This is a genomic window from Gloeobacter violaceus PCC 7421 (assembly GCF_000011385.1).
Taxonomy (GTDB): domain Bacteria; phylum Cyanobacteriota; class Cyanobacteriia; order Gloeobacterales; family Gloeobacteraceae; genus Gloeobacter; species Gloeobacter violaceus.
In genome coordinates, this window is record NC_005125.1 from 908674 (window position 1) to 927863 (window position 19190).

16 protein-coding genes are annotated in these 19190 nt (G+C 62.2%); 8 read left to right on the forward strand and 8 right to left on the reverse strand.

Annotated features, from left to right (window positions below):
- Positions 1-8: 8 nt before the first annotated feature.
- The 5 genes from GLL_RS04495 to mutY all read right to left on the reverse strand — a co-directional run bounded on the left by GLL_RS04495 (position 9) and on the right by mutY (position 5154).
- A complete protein-coding gene (locus GLL_RS04495; protein WP_011140864.1) occupies positions 9-1478 on the reverse strand; it encodes a YncE family protein in 1470 nt (489 codons plus the stop codon).
- A 16-nt stretch (positions 1479-1494) separates the two neighbouring features.
- Positions 1495-1824 (reverse strand): CopM family metallochaperone, encoded by a 330-nt coding sequence (locus tag GLL_RS04500; RefSeq protein WP_011140865.1) that lies wholly within the window; start codon positions 1822-1824, stop codon positions 1495-1497.
- 125 nt (positions 1825-1949) lie between these two features.
- Positions 1950-3134 (reverse strand): hypothetical protein, encoded by a 1185-nt coding sequence (locus GLL_RS04505; protein WP_011140866.1) that lies wholly within the window; start codon positions 3132-3134, stop codon positions 1950-1952.
- Between the two features lie 157 nt (positions 3135-3291).
- Positions 3292-3741, reverse strand: coding sequence for a CHRD domain-containing protein (locus GLL_RS04510; RefSeq protein ID WP_164928619.1), 450 nt, complete (start codon positions 3739-3741; stop codon positions 3292-3294).
- A gap of 285 nt (positions 3742-4026) precedes the next feature.
- Entirely contained in the window at positions 4027-5154 is a 1128-nt protein-coding gene (gene mutY / locus GLL_RS04515) for an A/G-specific adenine glycosylase (protein ID WP_011140868.1), read from the reverse strand.
- 194 nt (positions 5155-5348) lie between these two features.
- On the opposite strand from mutY, the gene crtI reads away from it, so the two are divergent.
- The 7 genes from crtI to GLL_RS04550 all read left to right on the forward strand — a co-directional run bounded on the left by crtI (position 5349) and on the right by GLL_RS04550 (position 13130).
- A complete protein-coding gene (gene crtI, locus GLL_RS04520) occupies positions 5349-7031 on the forward strand; it encodes a 15-cis-phytoene desaturase CrtI (protein ID WP_011140869.1) in 1683 nt (560 codons plus the stop codon).
- A gap of 64 nt (positions 7032-7095) precedes the next feature.
- Positions 7096-7590 carry a hypothetical protein gene (locus GLL_RS04525; RefSeq protein WP_011140870.1) on the forward strand — a complete coding sequence of 165 codons (495 nt, stop codon included), beginning with the start codon at positions 7096-7098 and terminating at the stop codon, positions 7588-7590.
- Positions 7591-7983, forward strand: coding sequence for an 8-oxo-dGTP diphosphatase MutT (gene mutT / locus GLL_RS04530; RefSeq protein ID WP_011140871.1), 393 nt, complete (start codon positions 7591-7593; stop codon positions 7981-7983).
- Positions 7980-9989, forward strand: coding sequence for a putative cobaltochelatase (locus GLL_RS04535; RefSeq protein WP_011140872.1), 2010 nt, complete (start codon positions 7980-7982; stop codon positions 9987-9989). Before mutT ends, GLL_RS04535 begins: the two co-directional genes overlap by 4 nt.
- A 405-nt stretch (positions 9990-10394) precedes the next feature.
- The gene (locus GLL_RS04540; RefSeq protein ID WP_011140873.1) at positions 10395-10982 is read left to right on the forward strand and encodes a Uma2 family endonuclease; all 588 of its coding nucleotides are present in this window, start codon (positions 10395-10397) and stop codon (positions 10980-10982) included.
- A gap of 257 nt (positions 10983-11239) precedes the next feature.
- A complete protein-coding gene (locus GLL_RS04545) occupies positions 11240-12295 on the forward strand; it encodes an IS4-like element ISGvi3 family transposase (RefSeq protein WP_011140874.1) in 1056 nt (351 codons plus the stop codon).
- Positions 12285-13130 (forward strand): hypothetical protein, encoded by an 846-nt coding sequence (locus tag GLL_RS04550; RefSeq protein WP_164928621.1) that lies wholly within the window; start codon positions 12285-12287, stop codon positions 13128-13130. Before GLL_RS04545 ends, GLL_RS04550 begins: the two co-directional genes overlap by 11 nt.
- Positions 13131-13435: 305 nt before the next feature.
- Here the strand turns inward: GLL_RS04550 and GLL_RS04555 are convergent, their stop codons facing one another.
- Positions 13436-13822: a hypothetical protein gene (locus tag GLL_RS04555; protein ID WP_011140875.1), complete on the reverse strand. Its 387-nt coding sequence runs from the start codon at positions 13820-13822 to the stop codon at positions 13436-13438.
- A gap of 108 nt (positions 13823-13930) precedes the next feature.
- On the opposite strand from GLL_RS04555, the gene GLL_RS04560 reads away from it, so the two are divergent.
- A complete protein-coding gene (locus GLL_RS04560) occupies positions 13931-14599 on the forward strand; it encodes a DUF2996 domain-containing protein (protein WP_011140876.1) in 669 nt (222 codons plus the stop codon).
- 46 nt (positions 14600-14645) lie between these two features.
- On the opposite strand, the gene GLL_RS04565 is transcribed toward GLL_RS04560, so the two are convergent.
- Together GLL_RS04565 and GLL_RS04570 are read right to left on the reverse strand one after the other, a co-directional pair.
- Positions 14646-15827 (reverse strand): efflux RND transporter periplasmic adaptor subunit, encoded by a 1182-nt coding sequence (locus GLL_RS04565; protein WP_011140877.1) that lies wholly within the window; start codon positions 15825-15827, stop codon positions 14646-14648.
- Positions 15828-15833: 6 nt separating this feature from the next.
- Entirely contained in the window at positions 15834-19064 is a 3231-nt protein-coding gene (locus GLL_RS04570; protein ID WP_011140878.1) for an efflux RND transporter permease subunit, read from the reverse strand.
- Positions 19065-19190 lie beyond the last annotated feature (126 nt).

Consider the following 19190-nt stretch of genomic DNA (forward strand, 5'->3'; position numbering starts at 1 on the left):
AGCACAACTTAGGGCAGACCGGGCGGGGGCAACTGCACCTGCACCGGTTTGGCCGCCTCGCCGCCTTCGCTCGGCACGATCACCAGGTAGCGGCGCGGCAGGGGGTCGTCGCCCTCGCCCAGGAGCGTCTTGAGCGGGCCGAGGGCGGCAACGATCGCCGCCCCGGCCGGGTTGGTCTTGAAGAGCGCTAGCGGTTGGAGCCGTCCGAAAGGTTCGCTGGGTCGCTCGGCGAGGGCGAGCCGGTAGGTGCGGCCGGGTTCCAGGCCGCTCACGGCCGCCTGCAGGTGGTCGAGCAGCCCCTGGGGGTTGACGGCGACGGTGGTCGCGGGCCGACGGGCCGACGAGCCGGGCGGTCCCAGGGCGAGCAGCACCCCGGGAACGGGCGTTAGGGTTTCGAGGGCGGCGCCTTCCCCGGGGTCCCCGGCCGCCCCCGGCGCGTAGACGATGGCCTGCGGCGATTGCCCGCCCGGGATGGTAGCTGTGACCCGGTTGGCGAGGGTATCGACCACGGCAATGGCGTTGGCGTGCTCCAGCCCGACGTACAGGCGCGTGCCGTCGGCGGAGGGCCACAACCCGTGGGGCAAAGCCCCCACCGGGATGGTGGCGACCGGCCGGGGAGTGTCGTCGGTGGTGAAGACTTTGACGGTGTTTTCGCCGCCGACGGTCACGTAGGCAAATTGCCCCCTGGCGTTGCGCACGAAGTTGACGTGGTTGGTGATCGGCCCGGTGTCGAGGACCGCCAGGGTGGAAAAAGGCGGCTCGGCGCTCAGGATCTGGGTTTTACCGGTGTCTTTGAGCGTCAGCCAGACCTGGCGGCCGTCGGGGGTGGCGGCCAGGTTGGGGCAGAAGGGCGAAAGCTGCCGGACGATCGCGACGGTCTGGTAGGTGCGCGGGTCGATCGCGGCGAGTTCGGGGGTAAAACTCGAACAGACGAACGCGTAGCGGCCGTCGGGGCGGAAAACGGCCATGCCCGGGCCATCCGCCACCACGATGCGCCGCTTTTCCCGGTAGGTCCGCGCGTCGAGCACCGCCACGTAATCCTCGCCGCGCACCGTCACCCACAGTTCGCCGCCGTCGGGGGTAAAAAAGGCTTCGTGGGGAGCCCGCCCCAAGTAGGCGGTGTGCCGGACCCGGTGGGTGCCGGTGTCGATAAATGAGACAGAATTGGAGCCGATCGAGACGACGGCGAGGGTGCGGCGATCGGGCGAGAGCGCCAGACCATGCACGAGCAACTGGCCGCGGTACAGCGGGCTCAAGTTCTGAGGAACGGTGTCCCCCAACCGGATGACGCCCAGCAGGCGCTGGGACCCGGGCTCGTAAACCGAAACCGTGTTGGAAGTCTGATCGGCGCTGTAGAGTCGGTCGCGGGGGCCGATGGGAACGTCCGGCGCCGAGGCGGGGCCTGGCACCTGTCCTGCGAGAGCGGGAGTGGCCAGGACCGCCAGCAGCAAAGCGCACGTTATGGCTCGTCTCGCCATAAAAGTCTCCTCGTAGTTAGCGCTGTCTGGCAAGCCACAGGCGCATCAGTTCGATTTCGGCTTGCTGCTCGATAACGATTTCCTGAGCAAGCCGGCGCAGGGCCGGGTCTTTGCCGTGGAGCAGTTGCGCGCGCGCCATGTCGATGGCCCCCCGGTGGTGCAACAGCATCAATCCGGCAAAATCGCGGTCGGTGTCGCCGCCGGCCGGCAGGGCGGCCATCGCCCGGTGCATGTCCTCCATCGCCTGCAGGAAGGGGGTCTCGGAGTGGGAGCCACCCGGAGAGGCAAACGCACCCAGCCCGGCAAGCCAGAGGCCCGCCGCCAGAATCGACCAGGGTCTGTGCATCGGCGGTTTGGCCTCCTTGCCTGTCGTGGTCTTCAGTCTGTCGGGCGGATGTTAGCAATCTGTTAATTTGGGGCGCCGACTTTTGCGGGGGCGCAGAGCACGACCCCCGCAAAAGTCGGCTCGGCTCAAGGTGTCGCCGTCAGATCCTGGCCGTTGGTCACCGGGCTGATGCCCAGGATCTGGCGGGTGCTGCCCGTGCGGCCGGTGGCGTCGGTGACGCTGGCGATGACGGTGAGCGTGGTCTTGCCGGCCGGCAATTCCAGCGAGCCGCCCACCACCCAGTCGGCGGTGGCGCGCACCAACCCTTCGGTCGTCAGTTCGCTGCCCGCGATATTGAACAGCGGCGCGAGGTTGGCCCCGGCCGGGATCAAATTGCCGTTCGGCTGGCGCAAAGGCGCATCGAAGGTCAGCACCAACCCGGGGTAGAAGCGGTTCGGTCCGCCCGCCGGATTGACCGCCGGGTCCGGAACCTGCGACCCATCAAGGATCACCCCTTCGGTCAGGCCGATGCCGTGGCGGGAGCGGTCCACCGCGCTCACCTGGATGAAAAACAGCGATCCGTCCGGGGCCACCGGCGTACCGGTCGGTCCCGGGGAGACCCCCGTAGGCACGCGCGGGGCGATCATCGTCACCTCCGGTCCGTCCGGATCGTCCTGGCCGTCGCCTGCTACCGCTTCCGGCTGGGGGGTGAGGGCCTGTCCGGAGGTGGCGCCGTTTTTGGCCACCCGGTAGCCGACGCGATCGACACCGACCCGGCCGCTCTGGTCGACCACCGCGACAGTGACAGCAAAGCGATCGACCCCCGGCGGCAGCGACTCGAGCACGTGCCAGCCGGCCCAAACGGTGATCCCGGAGCCGGGGGTGTCGTCGGTGCCCGCCACGTTGAACAGGGCGGCCAGGTTGGTGCCCTTCGGGATGATCCCGCCGTCCGGTTTGACAAGGTCGGTATCGAAGAACACCAGCAGTCCCGGAAAACTCTGGTTGGTCAGGCCCAACCGGGAGGTGTCGCGGATGTCGGTGGCCTCGCGGACCGCAAGCGGAACCCGGTCGCGGGTGACCACCTCGACGTTGAGGGCAAAGCCGGTTCCATTCTGGCTGCCCGCACCGACGACACCTTCACCGGGGGCGATCAGCGACTCCGGTACAGGCGAGACGATGCGGACGATGGGACCGAAGTCTTCTTTGGAAAGATTCTGGGCGCCACTTTTTTGGCTGTTTCCGAACGGCGCCGATTGGGCGAAGGCCGGGGCGGCCTGGGTGGCCAGGCCCAGCAGCATCAGCGCTGTGCAAATCGATTTGATGGGCGGCATGGAAAGTCTTGCCTCGTAAGGTCAATTCCATGCTTCGGCACAGTTGTTATCGATCTGTATGCCGTTCGAACGGCGCAGGGTGCCGGATGGCACCCCTTCCCATCGCAGTGCCGGACCTGGCTTTTATTTGCCCGGAGGTGCAGGTGCGGCCGTGGCTTTAGAAGCGCCGGTAGAACAGTTGGCCGCGCAAAGCGCCATCCGGAAACTCTTCTGTGTGGAAGTTGACGTAAAACTCCAGCGGCTGGTTAAGTATTTGCTCGGCAACCGCCGGATCGGCCGGCACGCATTTGTTGATGCTGCCCGGATCGGCACTGTCGGGTGGAACCAGATCGACAACCACAGAGCCGTTCACCCCGGCCTTGGCGTTGTGGATATGAAAGACGGTCGGTTTGCCGAGGTTGTCGACCCTGAGCGAGTAGCACGCCTGCCCCTTTGCCGGGTCGATGCGGACGTGGATGAAGCCGATGCCGTCTTGATCGCCAGCGTTGGCCTGACCGGTGCTGCTCACTTCGTTGCCGCCCAAGAGGATGGCCGACAGCGTGGGAGTCTCGGCAAAGGCGGGGTGGGCGCCCACGGTAAGGGCAGCCAGCGCGCCGAGAGTAACCATAACCTTGCGCATAGTGCGGTTCTCCGAAAGTAAGTGGGATCAAAAATCGCAAGCCAGAAGCCTCTGGGGAACGCTCCACAAGTCGGCGGAACGGAAATCGTCCGCGCGGCGGGCACTTGACGCAACTCGGGTGGAATAGTGACGGCGCCTCTGGCGGGCAGCAGACCGTAGGTCGAACAATCGGGCGTTCAGTATGCTTCGCTCAAACGTTTCAAAAAGCACAGTTTGCCGCTGCCCGTTTCAGGATACTCCCCCTCCTGTGGTGGGGTGCGTCTGCTGGCATACTCAGTCGACGGAGACTTTCGGGAGTGCCTCTTTCAAAAGCTTGCAGATCTTGTGAACATAACCCGGCATCGGGAATTTAAGCCAGCACTCGGGGGGCTGCCAGGTGTGTTCACGGCAGTCAAAAACCTTCGGCAGCGCAGCCGGAGCGGCAATCCACTGTGCCCGCAGTACTTGGGCTGTCAGATGGCGGTGGGTAAATTCGTGCTCCACCTGCCCCAGCCGCTCAAGCGATTCCAGGCGATTGCCAAAGGCCACTCGGACGGTTTCTTCCGGCTCGCCGCCGCCAACTGATTCGACAAACGGAAATTCCCAGAGCCCAGCGAGCAATCCCCGCTCCGGTCGGCGGACAAGTAAGAATTTTCCCTGGCACTCGATCGCGACGCTGACCCCTGCGATCTCGGAGCGCACCGCGCGGGCGGGGCGAACCGGAAAGTGCGTGGGATCTCCCGAGCGGCGCCCCAGACAATCGACTTGCCACGGACAGAGCAGACACAGAGGAGATCTTGCTGTACAAACTGTCGCTCCTAGATCCATCAACGCCTGATTGAAGTTGTGGGGAGCTTGCGGGTCTACCAGCCGCTGTGAGATCTCCCAAAGCTTCGCTTCTGCCCGCGCAGGAGGATCGCCCACCGCGAACAGGCGCCCCAGTACCCTGCGGGCGTTGGCATCGAGGATTGCTTCACACCGGCCGAAGGCACTGCTTGCGATTGCACCTGCCGTCGAGCGGCCGATACCCGGCAGCGCTTGTTGCAACTGCTGGGCGGTCTCGGGAAAAACTCCGCCGTGCTCTTTGACAATCACCTGCGCGGCTTTATGGAGGTTGCGCGCCCGGGTGTAGTAGCCCAGGCCCTCCCAGAGCTTAAGCACCGCCTCCAGCTCGGCGGCGGCAAGAGCCGCGACGGTCGGCAGAGCCGCAAGCCACCTTTGGTAGTAGGGCAGGACCGTTTTCACCTGGGTCTGCTGAAGCATGATCTCCGAAATCCAGATGGCATAAGGATCACGGGTACGGCGCCAGGGCAAATCTCGACCCATGCGGCCGTACCATTCCAACAGTTGGGCCCGCAGCCGGACGACCTGTTCGGGCTCGGAGCAGTTGTTGAGCGATGGTTTTGCACTGCTGTATCCCACAACTTGCCCGTCCCTTCAAAGACCTTTGACAGGCTAGCATCGTCCCCCCGCGGCCAATAAAACAAACGCTGCAGCACAACAGAGGCGAAACTTCCGCACTTTCAGCTCTGCATCCACAAATCATTGCCGCTCAGGCCCTGCCAAGGATGTTCGAGACATGGGCAGCCTGGAATCGGCACTGTGAGCCTGGGGCAGTGTTACGATCTGTAATCAAGCGTCGGACACGGAAGGGAGCAGCTTTGGAGCGTAAGAAGGCCATTGTCATCGGTTCGGGTGTCGGCGGGCTTTCGCTGGGGATCCGTCTGCAGAGCCTCGGGTTTGACACGACGATCTTCGAGAAGCTGGACGGACCGGGCGGGCGGGCCTACGTGCGCCGCGCCGAGGGCTTCACCTTCGACATGGGGCCGACGGTGATCACCGTGCCCCACTTTATCGAGGAACTGTTCGCCCTTGAACGGGATCAACCTGCACTCGATAAGCCGGACTTTCCGGCAGCTGTCCTGGATGAAAACCGCCGAATCACCTCGGGGGTGAGCGGGGGACCGGCCACCTCGAAGTATGTCCAGATCATTCCGATTTTGCCCTTCTACCGCATTTACTTCGACGACGGGACACACTTTGACTACGACGGCGATCCCGAGCGCACCCGCGAGCAGATCCGCGCCATCGCACCGGAAGATCTCGAAGGCTACGAGCGCTTTCACCGCGACGCGCGGGCCATCTTCGAGCGCGGTTTTCTGGAGCTGGGATTTACCTACTTTCGCGACGTGCCCTCGATGCTGCGCATCGCCCCGGATCTGGTGAAGCTGGATGCGGTGCGGCCGTTGTTTTCGTTCGTGAAGCGCTACTTCAAAAGCGACAAGCTCCGGCAGGTCTTCAGCTTTGAGCCCTTGCTGGTGGGCGGCAACCCGCTCGCGGTGCCCGCCATCTACGCGATGATCCATTTTGTCGAGAAGACCTGGGGTATCCACTTCGCCATGGGCGGCACGGGGGCACTCGTGCGCGGCTTCGTGCGCAAATTCGAAGAACTGGGCGGGACGATGCGCTATGGGAGCGAAGTCGCCCGCATCGAAATCGAAGGCAGCGGCAAGCATCGCCGGGCCACCGCCGTTGTGCCGGCGGACGGCAGCCGCCACCCGGCGGACCTCGTCGCTTCCAACGGCGATTACGTCAACACGTACTTGAAGCTCATCGACCGCGTCCACCGGCCGAGCCACCCGGACATACGCCTGAAGCTCGCGCGCCAATCGATGTCGCTGCTGGTCGTTTACTTCGGCTTTCGCTCGGACGGATTGAATCTAGACCTCAGACACCACAACATCATCCTCGGTCCGCGTTACGAAGAATTGCTCAAGGACATCTTCGGCCGGAAGATCCTAGCGGAGGACTTCTCGCAGTACCTGCACATTCCTTCGATTACCGACCCGAGCCTGGCGCCGCCGGGGCACCACTGCGCCTATACCCTCGTACCCGTCCCCCACAACGGCAGCGGCCTCGACTGGTCGAAACTCGCCGATCCTTTCGTAGACCGGGTGCTGCGCTTTTTGGACGAGCGCGGGTATATTCCGGGGCTGGGCGAGCGGCTCGTCTACAAGAGCTTCATCACCCCCGACTACTTCGAGCACACGCTCAACAGCCGGCTGGGCAACGGCTTCGGCATCGAGCCGGTGCTGTGGCAGTCGGCGTACTTTCGCCCCCACAACAAAAGCGAAGACATCGCCAACTTCTACTTAGTCGGCGCCAACACCCAACCCGGCGGCGGTACCCCGGCGGTGATGATGTCCGCCAAGATGACGGCCCGGGAGATCGCCCGCGACTTCGATATTCCCTTTGATGTCGTGGATAGACCGCAGGTGCGCGGGACGGTCGCGAAGTAGGTCGGCTGGGTATATTACTGGAAGTGCCTATCGGCGCGAGACACGCGAAGCGGGGAGGAGCAGCATGACTTCCAAAGCGGATTTTTCGGCCGGGGAGTGGCGCCTGTTGCGGGAGACGCCCCTCAGCATCGGGGCGGCGGTGATGGTGGCAGATACCGCGAGCGGTTTTTTCGGGATGCTCCAGGAGGGCGTGGCCCTCGCCATGGGAGCGATTGCCTGCGCCGCCGATTTTCCCGACAACGTCATTATCAAAGGCATCCTCTCCGAGGAAAAGCAACTGGACACCAAGCCCCGCCTCGATAGCCCCGAAGCGCGCACCCAATTCAAAGCCGAGACGCTCGATCTGTGCCGCCGAAGTGTGGCCCTGCTCGCCGAAAAAGCCACCCCTCAGGAAGCCGAGCAGTACCGCCGCTGGCTCGCGGCCATCGCCCGTAAGGTGGCCGAGGCCGCCAAAGAAGGCGGATTTATGGGTATCGGCGGCAAGCGGGTGAGCGAGGCGGAGGCGGTTTATCTGACAGAAATCGACACTGCCCTCGGCGTGGGGACGCAGGCCGGTTGAATGCCCAAAGCAATTGCCATCGGCATCGTGTGCTTCGCAGGCAAAGTGCTCATCGATCGCAGGCCCGTGGACGCGGCGCTGGGTGGGTTGTGGGAGTTTCCCGGCGGCAAAATCCTCCCCGGAGAGACACCTGAGGCGTGCGTGGCCCGCGAGGTGCTGGAGGAAGTGGGACTTACCGTAACCGTGGGCGAACTGCTGGCTATTCTGGAGCACGACTACTCCGATTTTTTCGTCCGCATCCGCGCCTACCTGTGCCACAGTGAGAGCGACGCCGCCCGGGCGATCGCCTGCGATGCCGTCGAGTGGGTGGAGCCGCGGGAACTGGATGGCTACACGTTTCCGGTGGCGAACGCCCCGCTTATCCCGCTGATTCAGCAGCGCCTTTGCCCATGACTGCCTCTGTGCCCCTTGCCTTTCCGATCACCGCCGTCGTCGCCCAGGAGGCGATCAAGCTCGCCCTGCTGCTCGCGGTCACCGATCCGGGGCTGGGGGGGGTGGCCATCAGCGGTCGGCGCGGCACGGCCAAATCGGTGATGGCCCGGGGCATCCACGCCCTGCTGCCGCCCATCGAAGTGATCGCCGGTTGCCCAGCAAACGACGATCCCGACTGGCCCGAATCCTGGTGTGACCAGTGCCGCCGCCTCTATGCCCAGCAGACTCCCCAACGGGCGATGCGGCCGGTGCCTTTTGTGCAGGTGCCGCTCGGGGCTACCGAGGACCGGGTGATCGGCACCGTCGATCTCGAAAAATCGATGCGCCTGGGCGAACCGGTCTTTCAGCCGGGGCTGCTCGCCGAGGCGAACCGGGGTATCCTCTACATCGATGAGATCAACCTGCTCGACAACCAGATCGCCAATTTATTGCTGACAACCCTCAGCGAAGGCATCAACCGCGTCGAGCGTGAGGGCCTCAGCTTTGAGCATGCCTGCGCGATGGTGTTGCTCGCCACGTTCAACCCTGAAGAGGGCGAACTGCGCGAACACCTGCTCGACCGCATCGCCATCTGCCTGCCCGCCGAGGCGCAGTTGAGCCTGGAGGAGCGTCTCGAAGTGGTGGACCAGGCGCGCGGGTACGCCCGCGATCCGGCGGCGTTTGTGGCCGCTCACCGCGGCGAGATCGAAGAATTGCAGACGCAGATTGTGCTTGCCCGCCAGCGTCTCGCGGAAGTGAGCATCGAAGCTGAGCAGATTGCCTACCTGGTCGAAGAAGCCGTGCGCGGCGAGGTAGAGGGCCACCGGGCGGAACTGTTTGCCCTCCGGGCGGCGAAGGTGCATTGCGCCCTCGATGGGCGCACCCGCGTCAACGCCGAGGACTTGCGCCGGGCGGTCGAGCTGGTGATTATTCCGCGCTCGACGGTGATCCCCTCGGAGGAGCCCCCACCGCCGCCACCCCCACCGCCACCGCCTCCCACCGACGAGCAGGAGCAGGACGAGGACGAGCAGCAGGACGACGACCCCGAGGAAAACGACACTGACGAGCAGGAGGAGCAGGAAGCGCCCCCGAGCCTACCCGAGGATTTTGTCTTCGACGCCGAGGGGGTCATTCTCGATCCGAGGCTATTGGCCTTTGCCCAGACGGTGCGGCGCAAGAGCAAATCCGGGGCGCGCACCAAGATTTATTCCGACTCGCGCGGCCGTTACGTCAAGCCGATCCTGCCCCGGGGCCGGGTGAACCGCATCGCTGTAGATGCCACCCTGCGCGCCGCCGCCCCGCACCAGAAAGCCCGCCGCGAGCGCGAACCGGGTAGACGGGTGATTGTCGAAGCGGGCGATGTGCGCGCCAAGCGCCTGGCGCGCAAGGCCGGGGCGCTCATCACCTTTGTGGTCGACGCCAGCGGCTCGATGGCCCTCAACCGGATGCGCTCAGCCAAAGGTGCCGTGTTGAAACTGCTCACCGAGGCCTATCAAAACCGCGACAAGGTGGCACTCGTTCCCTTTCGCGGCGAAAAAGCGGACGTGCTGCTGCCGCCCACCCGCTCGATCGCCCAGGCCCGCAGGCGCCTGGAATCATTGCCTTGCGGTGGCGGTTCGCCCTTGGCCCACGCCCTCAGCCAGGCGATCCGCCTGGGGGTGAACGCCCAGAGCGCGGGCGATGTCGGCCAGGTGATTATCGTGGCGATTACCGACGGCCGGGGCAACATACCCCTCGCCCGCTCGCTGGGCGAACCGCCGGGGGACGACAAACCCGACATCAAGGGTGAACTGCTCGCCCTCGCGGGCCGCATCCGTACCCTGGGTTTCAAGTTGCTGGTCATCGACACCGAGAACCGCTTCGTCTCCACCGGTTTTGCCAAAGAACTGACCACCCAGGCGGGCGGGCGCTACTTTTATCTGCCCCGCGCCAGCGAGCAGACCCTGGCGCGGGCCACCCAGGACGCGATTGCCGAACTGCGCGACTGAGACCGCTCAGAAAAGTCCCACAGAAGCTTTTCGCCGCCACTGTGGGACATGGTATTACGCTGCATTTTGGGAGTAAACAACCACCAGCAACATGACTGGAGGCTTCACCGCTCAACCGAAAATTGAGCGCCTCGGCCCGTCTACAGAGGCCGTTCGCCCAGGGAAACCCAGAAGCTGTACAGGCAATCTGTGCATAGCCCCGGTGCGACTCAGTCAATCTATCACGGGGGCGGGGATCAAGCCTGTGGCTGTAACAGAACATTGCCTTTGCAACAGCAAAGCTTTCGAGGCTCTCGATATCCCGATTGACAATCGCATCGGGTGTTTTGCTGTAAAGGGATCGGCTGCTCTACGATAGAGGCCAGAACGCTGCGAAAACCATTCCTCTTTTACTGGAGCATCTCCATGGTCAGCGTCCCCAGACGGATGTCCCCTGCCGAGTACATCGAGTGGGAGACCCACCAGCAAATCCGGCACGAGTACGTGAATGGCGAAATTTTCGCTATGACGGGTAGCAGCATTGCCCACAACACGATCGCTGTCAATGTAGCCAGGTTGATTGGCAACTACCTGGAGGACTCGAGGAGTCCCTGCCGGGTCTTCGTCTCCGATGTCAAAGCCCAGATCACCGAGGACGGTCCGTTCTATTACCCAGATGTGATGGCTACCTGTGACGAACGCGATCGCAATGCCGTCTACACCATTCGCCATCCCTGCTTGATTGTCGAAGTGCTCTCTCCGACCACCGAGGCTTTCGATCGTGGCGACAAGTTCGGCGACTACCGGCGCATCGACACGTTGCAAGAATACATGCTTTTCGATTCGCGCAAGCTTGCTGTGGAGCATTACCGCCGCGAGTCGGAGCGTACCTGGAAACTGGTGCTCTACGCCGCTGAAGACACCATGCACCTGGAAAGCCTAGATTGCGAACTGGCGATTGCAAGGTGCTACAAAGACGTGATTTTCGAGGACGCTCTATCGGCTCAACGTTAAGGGTTGACCGAGCATGGGCGAGAGCGTGACTACTTGTATTTTGTCACCCCTTTACGCAACACACAGATGACGATTCTTACGCCGTCTTGACAATTGCCACTGCTTTGCATAGGCTTTCTGGAGAATCTTTCTGCGCAGGAACATTTGGACGCAGGAACATTTGGACCAGAAGTGTTGAATGTCAGGAATTGATCCTACAAAAACAGCTCGAAGTCGTGTAAACTTCGAGCTGTGTTCAATTTCATTATGTTGAGACAATGCTACTCGATTTTCCGCAACTTGTCAAAACCGCTCTGTCTTCCTTGCCCAATGATGATTTTCCTGTTCTCGATTCCAGGCTCTTTTTCAGTTGCTGGCTTGCCCTGGTGATGGACAAAAGTACCGTCAGCATGCGGGACCTCTTCAAACGCGTCAACCACACTGGCATCCCCGTCGATATCTCCACTTTTTCCAAAGCCTGCAAGTCCCGCTCTCTCCAAATCTTCGAGCAGTTGTATCAGGCCTTGCTGGTCCGGGTCAGGCGAGAACTGCCCGCTAAAAAACTACATCCTTGCCCAATTGACTCGACGGTAGTCGGCTTGACAAGCAAATTGCTATGGGCACAAGACTATCACCAGGTCAAACTGCTCACCTGCCTTGAACACGGCAGCGGCGCCACCGAGGGTAGCCTGATCAACTTTGGCTACGACCACGATTCCAACTTCGTAAATGATATGCTTGAAGCGATTCCTGAAAATGGCGTAGGTATATTCGACCGGGGCTTTGCAGGACTGGAATATCTAAAAAATGCCCAGGCATCAAGCAAATATTTTTTAATGCGCATCCCGAGCAATTACAAGCTCACCTTCGAGGGCAATGCTGGCCAGATGCGGGTGGGAACGGGCAAAGAGTCCGGGGTGTATCGGGTGGTCAACTTCTGCGATATCGAGAACCGGGCTGAGTATCGATTGGTCACCAATTTGCCTGCCGAAGGCGAATGGTTAGTCAGGGACGAGGAGGTGATGGAACTGTACCGTCAACGCTGGCAAATAGAGCTGTTATGGAAGTTTCTGAAAATGCATTTGAAGCTGAAGCGGCTGATGACAAAAAATGAGAATGGTATCCGGATGCAGCTCTACATCACCCTGATTGCCCACCTGTTGCTGGAACTGGTGAGCGTGCCGAAGATTTGGGGGAGCCAACGGTTGGATAAGTTGCGCTACTTGCAATGTTGTATGTGCCAAGAAATCAGTTATGTGCATTGGCTAGGAAAATTACTCGGTAGCCAGAGGCGTAGAGCGCGGCTGCCCAGAGCGTGTACATATGTCCATTGATTCAACATTTCTGCATTTGGACATGGAAGAGGAAGATTTCCTTCAAGGCGATCTAGGTTGCAGCGAGAGCGCTACCTACATCGACACGCTCCACAGAAACACAGATTTTGAAAGCTTGAGTCAATTTGGAGAAGAGCAAACTTCAGGCGAAGAATGGCATGAAGAGCTCCAGCAAGAGTACAGACCACAGGAGGTTGCTTACGGATTCCAGGAGCAGACTAGCCTGGACGATAAGTCTGAGCTGTGGTCGTCTGCAGATTACTCGCAGAATTGGACTGAAAATCCAGAGCATTGGTGGGCACAGGCCCATGAAGACTTCCAGCAGCCTGACCAAAGCCAAGGAGTGATCGACAGTTATGTGGCCACTAGAATCGGTTTCGGCAGTGAAACTGAGGGACAGTTATTAGATACAGATACTGACCTTATCGCCGGGCGGCCAACAGATTCATCGGATTATGCTGGAGACTATCCGAATGGTTATCCTGACGATAGATTGTGTGCATTTGAACATGAGCTGGCAAAGAAGTACCCGGAAACTCCCCAGCAAAAGCGGGCTGAAGAAGAGCGGCGTTCGATGGAGCAAGTGACCTACCCCGGGATTTACGGCGGTTTGGCAGGTATGGGGACCGGTGCTTTGGGAGGAGCTTTAGGTGGTGCTGTGGGTGGTCCTGCAGGCATGGCATTTGGTATGGCTGTAGGCAGCTTGGCGGGGGGTATCGGTGGAACGATCTACGGCGAAAAGGTGCGCCAGGACAATGCTTGGGTTCTTGATGCTCATCAGCATTGTGAGGAACATGGCACGCAGGCTCCTTACACAAAACCAGACAAACCTTAAAAATAAAAGCGCAACATGGACGGACTGATTAAACCCGAATTTATCGCATGGGCCTTCACTTTCGGCGGTTTAGGCGGTTTAGTATCACAGATGGCGTTTGCATTGATGGGACGCCCCCTTCTGCGAAGGTTCACCATTGCCTGTGCTCTCGTCGCTTTGGTAGCTGGGGCGTGGAGTTTCTGGCTTAGTCCCTTGGGCACAAGCATCGCTATCGGCACTTATTTGCTCGGATTGGTCTTTCTCTTGTCTCTATGCATAGGAGTTCTCAAGCTCCGGCATTGAAGGCAGCTTGCTGAGTGCCAAAATCAGTCTGCAATCAGGGGAACGTGCAGCAACTGCGCGAGGGTGGCAGCGATAGCCGCAGCAAACTGGGGGCGTTCTTCGTAGGCGGGAAGGCGGTTGACTTTGCCGCCGGGGGTGCGCTCCAGACCGTAGTTGCTGTTGAGGCGCAGTTGTTCTCCCCAGTCGAGTACCTCGATGAGCGTGTTCGCCGGCAGATTGCCTATCACCCGAAACACATAGTTGAACGTGTTCTGGCGGGCGGCAGCGACGGTAGAAGGCTCCCCGTAGCCAGCTTTGAGCCTTAGGCGCACCTGCTCGACCAGGGCCGGGTCGTGCCACTCGTAAAGGAGCCGCGTGTCGAGGGTGAGGGCGAAATAAAATTCTTCGACAGAAACAAAATCCAGCTGCATCCGCGGCCTGTAAGGCTTGGTATCCAGTAGACGAGATTACCAGCCCTTGCCTCGCTGCGACAATCGCGTCCACAATGAACACTGGGCCACCAAACCACCAAAATCGCCATGCCGGAAGAGAATCAGGCGCCGCCGCCCGCCGAGGCCGCCGCCACCCAGACTCCCGAAAGCCCCACCGACACCAAAGCGGCGGATGCCACCCCCGCCCCCGACGGAGAAGCGCCCGCTCCCAAACCCCGCCCGCCGCGCCCCCGGCCCGCCGCGGCGAGTGCCGAGGGGGATGCTACTGAAGCGGCTCCAGCTGCTGCCGAGGGCGAGGCTGCCCCGGCCAGACCACCCCGGCCCAAACCCGGCGATGCCCCGGCCAAGCCGCTGCCGCAGTACATCCAGGAAGATATTCTGCCGCTACTCGAAAAGCGCATGAAGGCGGAAGGGGCGGCCGATGTCGCACTCACGGCCGGGGAGGCCGACTTTACCGCCACCTGGGACAACGGCAACAAGACCTTTACGATCTACTTCGACGAAGGCAATCTCGAAGGCCGCAAGACCATCGCCTACAACGAGGTCAAGTCCCCCGGCCGGGTGCTGCAGATGTTCATGCCCCCCGAGCGCGGCTTCAAAGGCGTCGATGCCAAACAGATCGTCGTGATGATCCTGCAGCAGTTCACGACGACGCTGACCTGGATTAAAAAACAACCGGCCGCGGCGGGTGGCGGTGCTGCCGCCAAAGGCAAGCCTCCCCGTCCGGAGCGGCCTGCCAAGTCGGTGGCAAGTTAAGCGTTTTAACACCCGTGGCCTGGAAGCTTTGTGCCCACGCTCGCGGCTACTCGTGCGGAGCCGCAACTTCGACTTTCTTGCCCTCGGCAATCTCGTCGCCCGGATTGACCACCAGCCGTTCGCTGCCGACAAGTCCCGAGACAATTTCTACCGTTTCGCCCAGATCGCGCCCGAGACCTACCCGGCGCAAGTGTACGACGCTGTCGGAACCCACCACCGCCACCTGCGTGCTCCCCGCGCGCACCAGCAGCGTATTGGCCGGGACGGTGAGCGGTGGGCTGACTCGCCTACCCGCGATCTCCACCTGGGCGTACATACCCGGCAGCAGCCGGTCGTTGCGGTTGTCGAGCTGCACCTCAGTGCGCAGCGTGCGCGCCGCCGGGTCGAGCGCACCCGCCGTGCGCGTCACCCGGCCTTCGAAGGGGCGCGGGTACTCCTGGACAGAGACTCGGGCGCTCTGGCCGGCTCGGATTGCTGGAGCAAAAGTCTGGGGCACATCGATGAAGATGCGCAATCGCTCAGTTTTGGCGACCCGAAATAGACCGTTCTGGCTGCTGCCTGCGGCGATGAGCGCCCCGGTATCGACGTTGCGGGCGGTGACGATACCCGAAAAAGGGGCGCGCACCTGCTTGAAGTTTTGCAAGGCCACCTGCCGATCGAGATCCGCCTGGCGGGCGCGGAGGTTGGCGCGCTGGGCTTCGACCGCCGCCATTTGCGCCCGGTAGGCCGATTGGCGCTCATCGACGTCCTGCTGGGAGACGGCTCGCTCCTCGCGCAGAGTGCGCCAGCGCTCGAAGGTGGTGCGGGCGAGGGCCAAATTGGCCTCCTGTTGCTGGAGATCGGCGCGGGCCTGGGCCAATGTCGAGCGCAGTTCGCTCACCCGTTGATCTAGTTCGGGGGTGTCGATCTCGGCCAGCAGTTGGCCCGAGCGCACCCGGTCGCCGATATCGACGAGGCGGCGGCGCAGGTAACCGTCTGAGCGGGCGTTCACGACCGTTTCCTGCAAAGCCTGGATGTTGCCGGGTAGCCGCACAGGAGCCGGGGCCGCCGCGCGCGTCGGGCGCGCCAACGCCACAACACTGGTTTCGCTCGCCGCTTCGTTTGCCGCGGCAAGCAACTCCTGCTGACGAGTGAGGCGGGGAAGCAAACCCAGGGCGAACAGTCCCCCGAATAGCAAACCGCCTACGACGAGGCCGGCTATCACCTTTGACGTTGTCGAAGAAGGCATGGCGGACTACTCCTGCTGTTGCTGCGGTAGGGCTGAGTAGGCGGGGCGGGCAAGGGATTCGGCGGGTTCAGTTTCCTCGGCCTCCGGATCGTGGGGCGGCTTGCGGCGCAGGACGCTATAGACCACCGGCACAAAAAAGAGGGTCGTAAATGTCGCTACCAGCAAGCCGCCAATCACCGCCCGGCCCAGGGGTGCGTTCTGCTCGCCCCCTTCACCGAGACCAAGCGCCATCGGCAGCATGCCCAGAATCATCGCAAGCGCCGTCATCAGCACCGGCCTTAGGCGCGTGTACCCGGCCGCGAGGGCGGCGGCGGTGGCGTCGTCGCCCTCGCCGCGCCGGTCGTTGGCGAAGGTGACCAGCAAAATGCTGTTGGCGGTGGCCACGCCGATGGCCATGATCGTTCCCATCAAAGCGGGCACGCTCACGGTGGTCTGGGTGACGAAGAGCATCCAGCAGATGCCCGCCAGTGCCCCGGGTAGAGCAGCGATAATCACCAGCGGATCGACCCAGGACTGGAAGTTCACCACCATCAGGCAGTAGACCAGTACGACGGCAAAAATCAGACCCAACGCGAGGCTGGTAAAGGCCGTATTCATGCTCTCCACCTGGCCGCGCATCGCGATGCGGCTGCCCCTGGGCAGTTCTTTTTCGGCCCGGGCGACGATGGCGCCGATCTCCGAGGCGACACCGCCCAAGTCGCGGTTCTGGACGTTCGCGTAGATGTCGAAGGTGGGCTGGACGTTGTAGTGGTTGACCACCTGCATCTGGTTGCGCCGCTCCAGTGAAGCCAGGTTGCTCAGCAACTGGGGCGCGCTGAGCCCGGCGGCGGTGATGGGTGTGTTTTCGAGGGCCGCAGCCGAATCGACCCGGTACTGGGGAGTTTGGATGGCCACCAGATAGTTGACGCCGTTTTTGGGGTTGAGCCAGTAGTTGGGCGCCGATTGGCCGCTCGACGCAAGCGAATAAAGTAGCGTGTTTGCCACATCGCGCTGGCTGAGGCCGATCTGGGCCGCCCGGGTGCGATCGACGTTGACGCGCAGGGCAGGAGCATCAAGGATCTGGTGCAGGTGCACATCGACCGCGCCGGGGATGCGGGCGATCTCGCTTTCGAGTTTTCTGGCGATGCGATAGTTTTCGGCCTGGTTGCGCGGCGGGCCGCTCACCTGCACGTCGATGGGGGCAGGCAGGCCGAAGTTGAGAATCTGGGTGACGATGTCGCTGGGCTGAAAGAAAAAGGTCAACTCGGGAAATTCGGTTTCGAGCGTCCGGCGCAGGCGCTCGACGTACTGGTGGGTGGGACCGTGTCCCTCTTCGAGGGAAACGAGAATTTCGCCGTCCGCCGCGCCGATCGTGGCGCTGTCGCTAAAAGCCAGGTTCACCCCACCCACGGGTAGACCGATGTTGTCGATGATGAGCGCCAGTTCGCGCTCGGGCACCGTCCGGCGAATCGCCGCCTCGACTTTGGCGAAAGACACTTCGGTTTGTTCGATGCGCGTTCCCGCCGGGGCGCGCACATGCAGGCGGAACTGGCCACCATCCACACTCGGAAAGAAGTCCTGACCCAATAGCGGGTAAAGCAGCGCAGAAAGAGCAAAAAAGCCGCCAAACAGTGCAAAGACGGCACCCCGATGGCCGAGCGCCCAGGTGAGTATCCCCCGGTACCCGCCACGAAAGTGCTCAAAGCCGCGATCGAAGCCCCGGTGGATTCCCCAGATCCAGTCGCCTTGGGCTTGCTCGGGTGCGATGTAAAGCTCGACTTCGGGCTTGAGCAAATAGCGCACCAGCACCGGCACCAGCGTGCGCGAGAGCAGATACGAAGCGAGCATCGCGAAGACCACCGCCATCCCCAGGGGTACGAACAGCGAGCGGGCCGCTCCGCTCAAGAAGAACACCGGCACAAAGACGATGCAGATGCACAGGGTCGAGACGAAGGCAGGGGTGGCAATCTGCTGCGCTCCATCGAGGATCGCTTCGCGCAGCGGTTTACCCTGGCCCAGGTTGCGGTGGATATTTTCGATTTCAACGGTGGCGTCGTCCACCAGAATGCCCACCGCCAGGGCCAACCCGCCCAGGGTCATGACGTTGAGGGTCTGGCCGAGGGTGCTCAAGGCCACGATCGAGCAGAGAATCGACAGCGGAATCGAGATGGTGATGATGAGGGTGCTGCGCCAGGAGCCCAAAAACAACAAGATCATCGTGCCGGTGAGCAGCGCGGCGATGAGCGCTTCTTTGACGACGCCGTCGACGGCCGCGCGCACGAAAAGCGATTGATCGAAAAGCAGCTTGACTTCCAGTTCCGGCGGCAAGGTGGCCTGGATGCGCGGCAGGGCCGCCTTGATACGCTCGACGACATCGAGCGTCGAAGCGCCGCCGTTTTTGATCACCGTGAGCAGGCTGGAGCGCCGCCCGTCCTGGCGCACGACGTTGGTCTGCACGGCGTAGCCGTCGCGCACCTGCGCCACGTCGCGGATGTAGACCGTGCTGCCGTTCACCTCGCGAATGGGCAGGTCCGCCAGTTGGGCCAGCACCTCGGGACTGGAATTGATCTGCACGTTGTACTCGCGCTCGCCGATCTTGGCGGTACCGGCGGGGAGGATGAGATTCTGGGCGTTGATGGCGGCGGTGACGTCGGTCGCCGAGAGCCCGCGGGCAAACAGCGCCTCCGGATCCAGGTCGATCATCACCTGCCGCGGTTTGCCGCCGTAGGGAAGCGGAATCGACGCCCCCTGCACCGTGGCCAGCTGCGTGCGCACAAAGTTGAGGTTGTAGTCGTACAGTTCCTGCTCAGAAAGCGTTTTGCTGCCGATGCCCACCTGTAGAACCGGTACGCTCGCGGCACTGTAGCGAATAATCAGCGGCGGAGTGATCCCCGGCGGCAAAATGCGCAGAATCGTCTGGGAGATCGACGTGAGCTGGGCGACCGCCGCCTCGACCTTGGCCCCCGGCTGGAAGAAGACCTTGATGACGCTCACCCCGTTCATCGACTGCGATTCCATGTGCTCGATGTCGTTGACCGTGGTGGTGTAGGCCCGCTCGGCGACCGTGACGATCCGTTTTTCCATGTCCTCGGGGCTTACCCCGGGATACGCCCAAATGACGCTCACCACCGGCACGTCGATTTCCGGCAGGATGTCGGTAGCCATTCGGCGGATGGTCACCACCCCCAACAACACGACAAGCAAACTGGCGACGATAAACGTGTAGGGACGGCGCAGGGCCAACCGGACAATCCACATAAAGCCACCCGCAACAACAGCAACGAAAAGTGCAGCCGACCGAAGTCGGCCGACCGGTAACTGAAATTGGTGGAACCGAAGCGCTCACCCGGCCCATTGAAAAACCAACCGGGAACGCTGTACGTG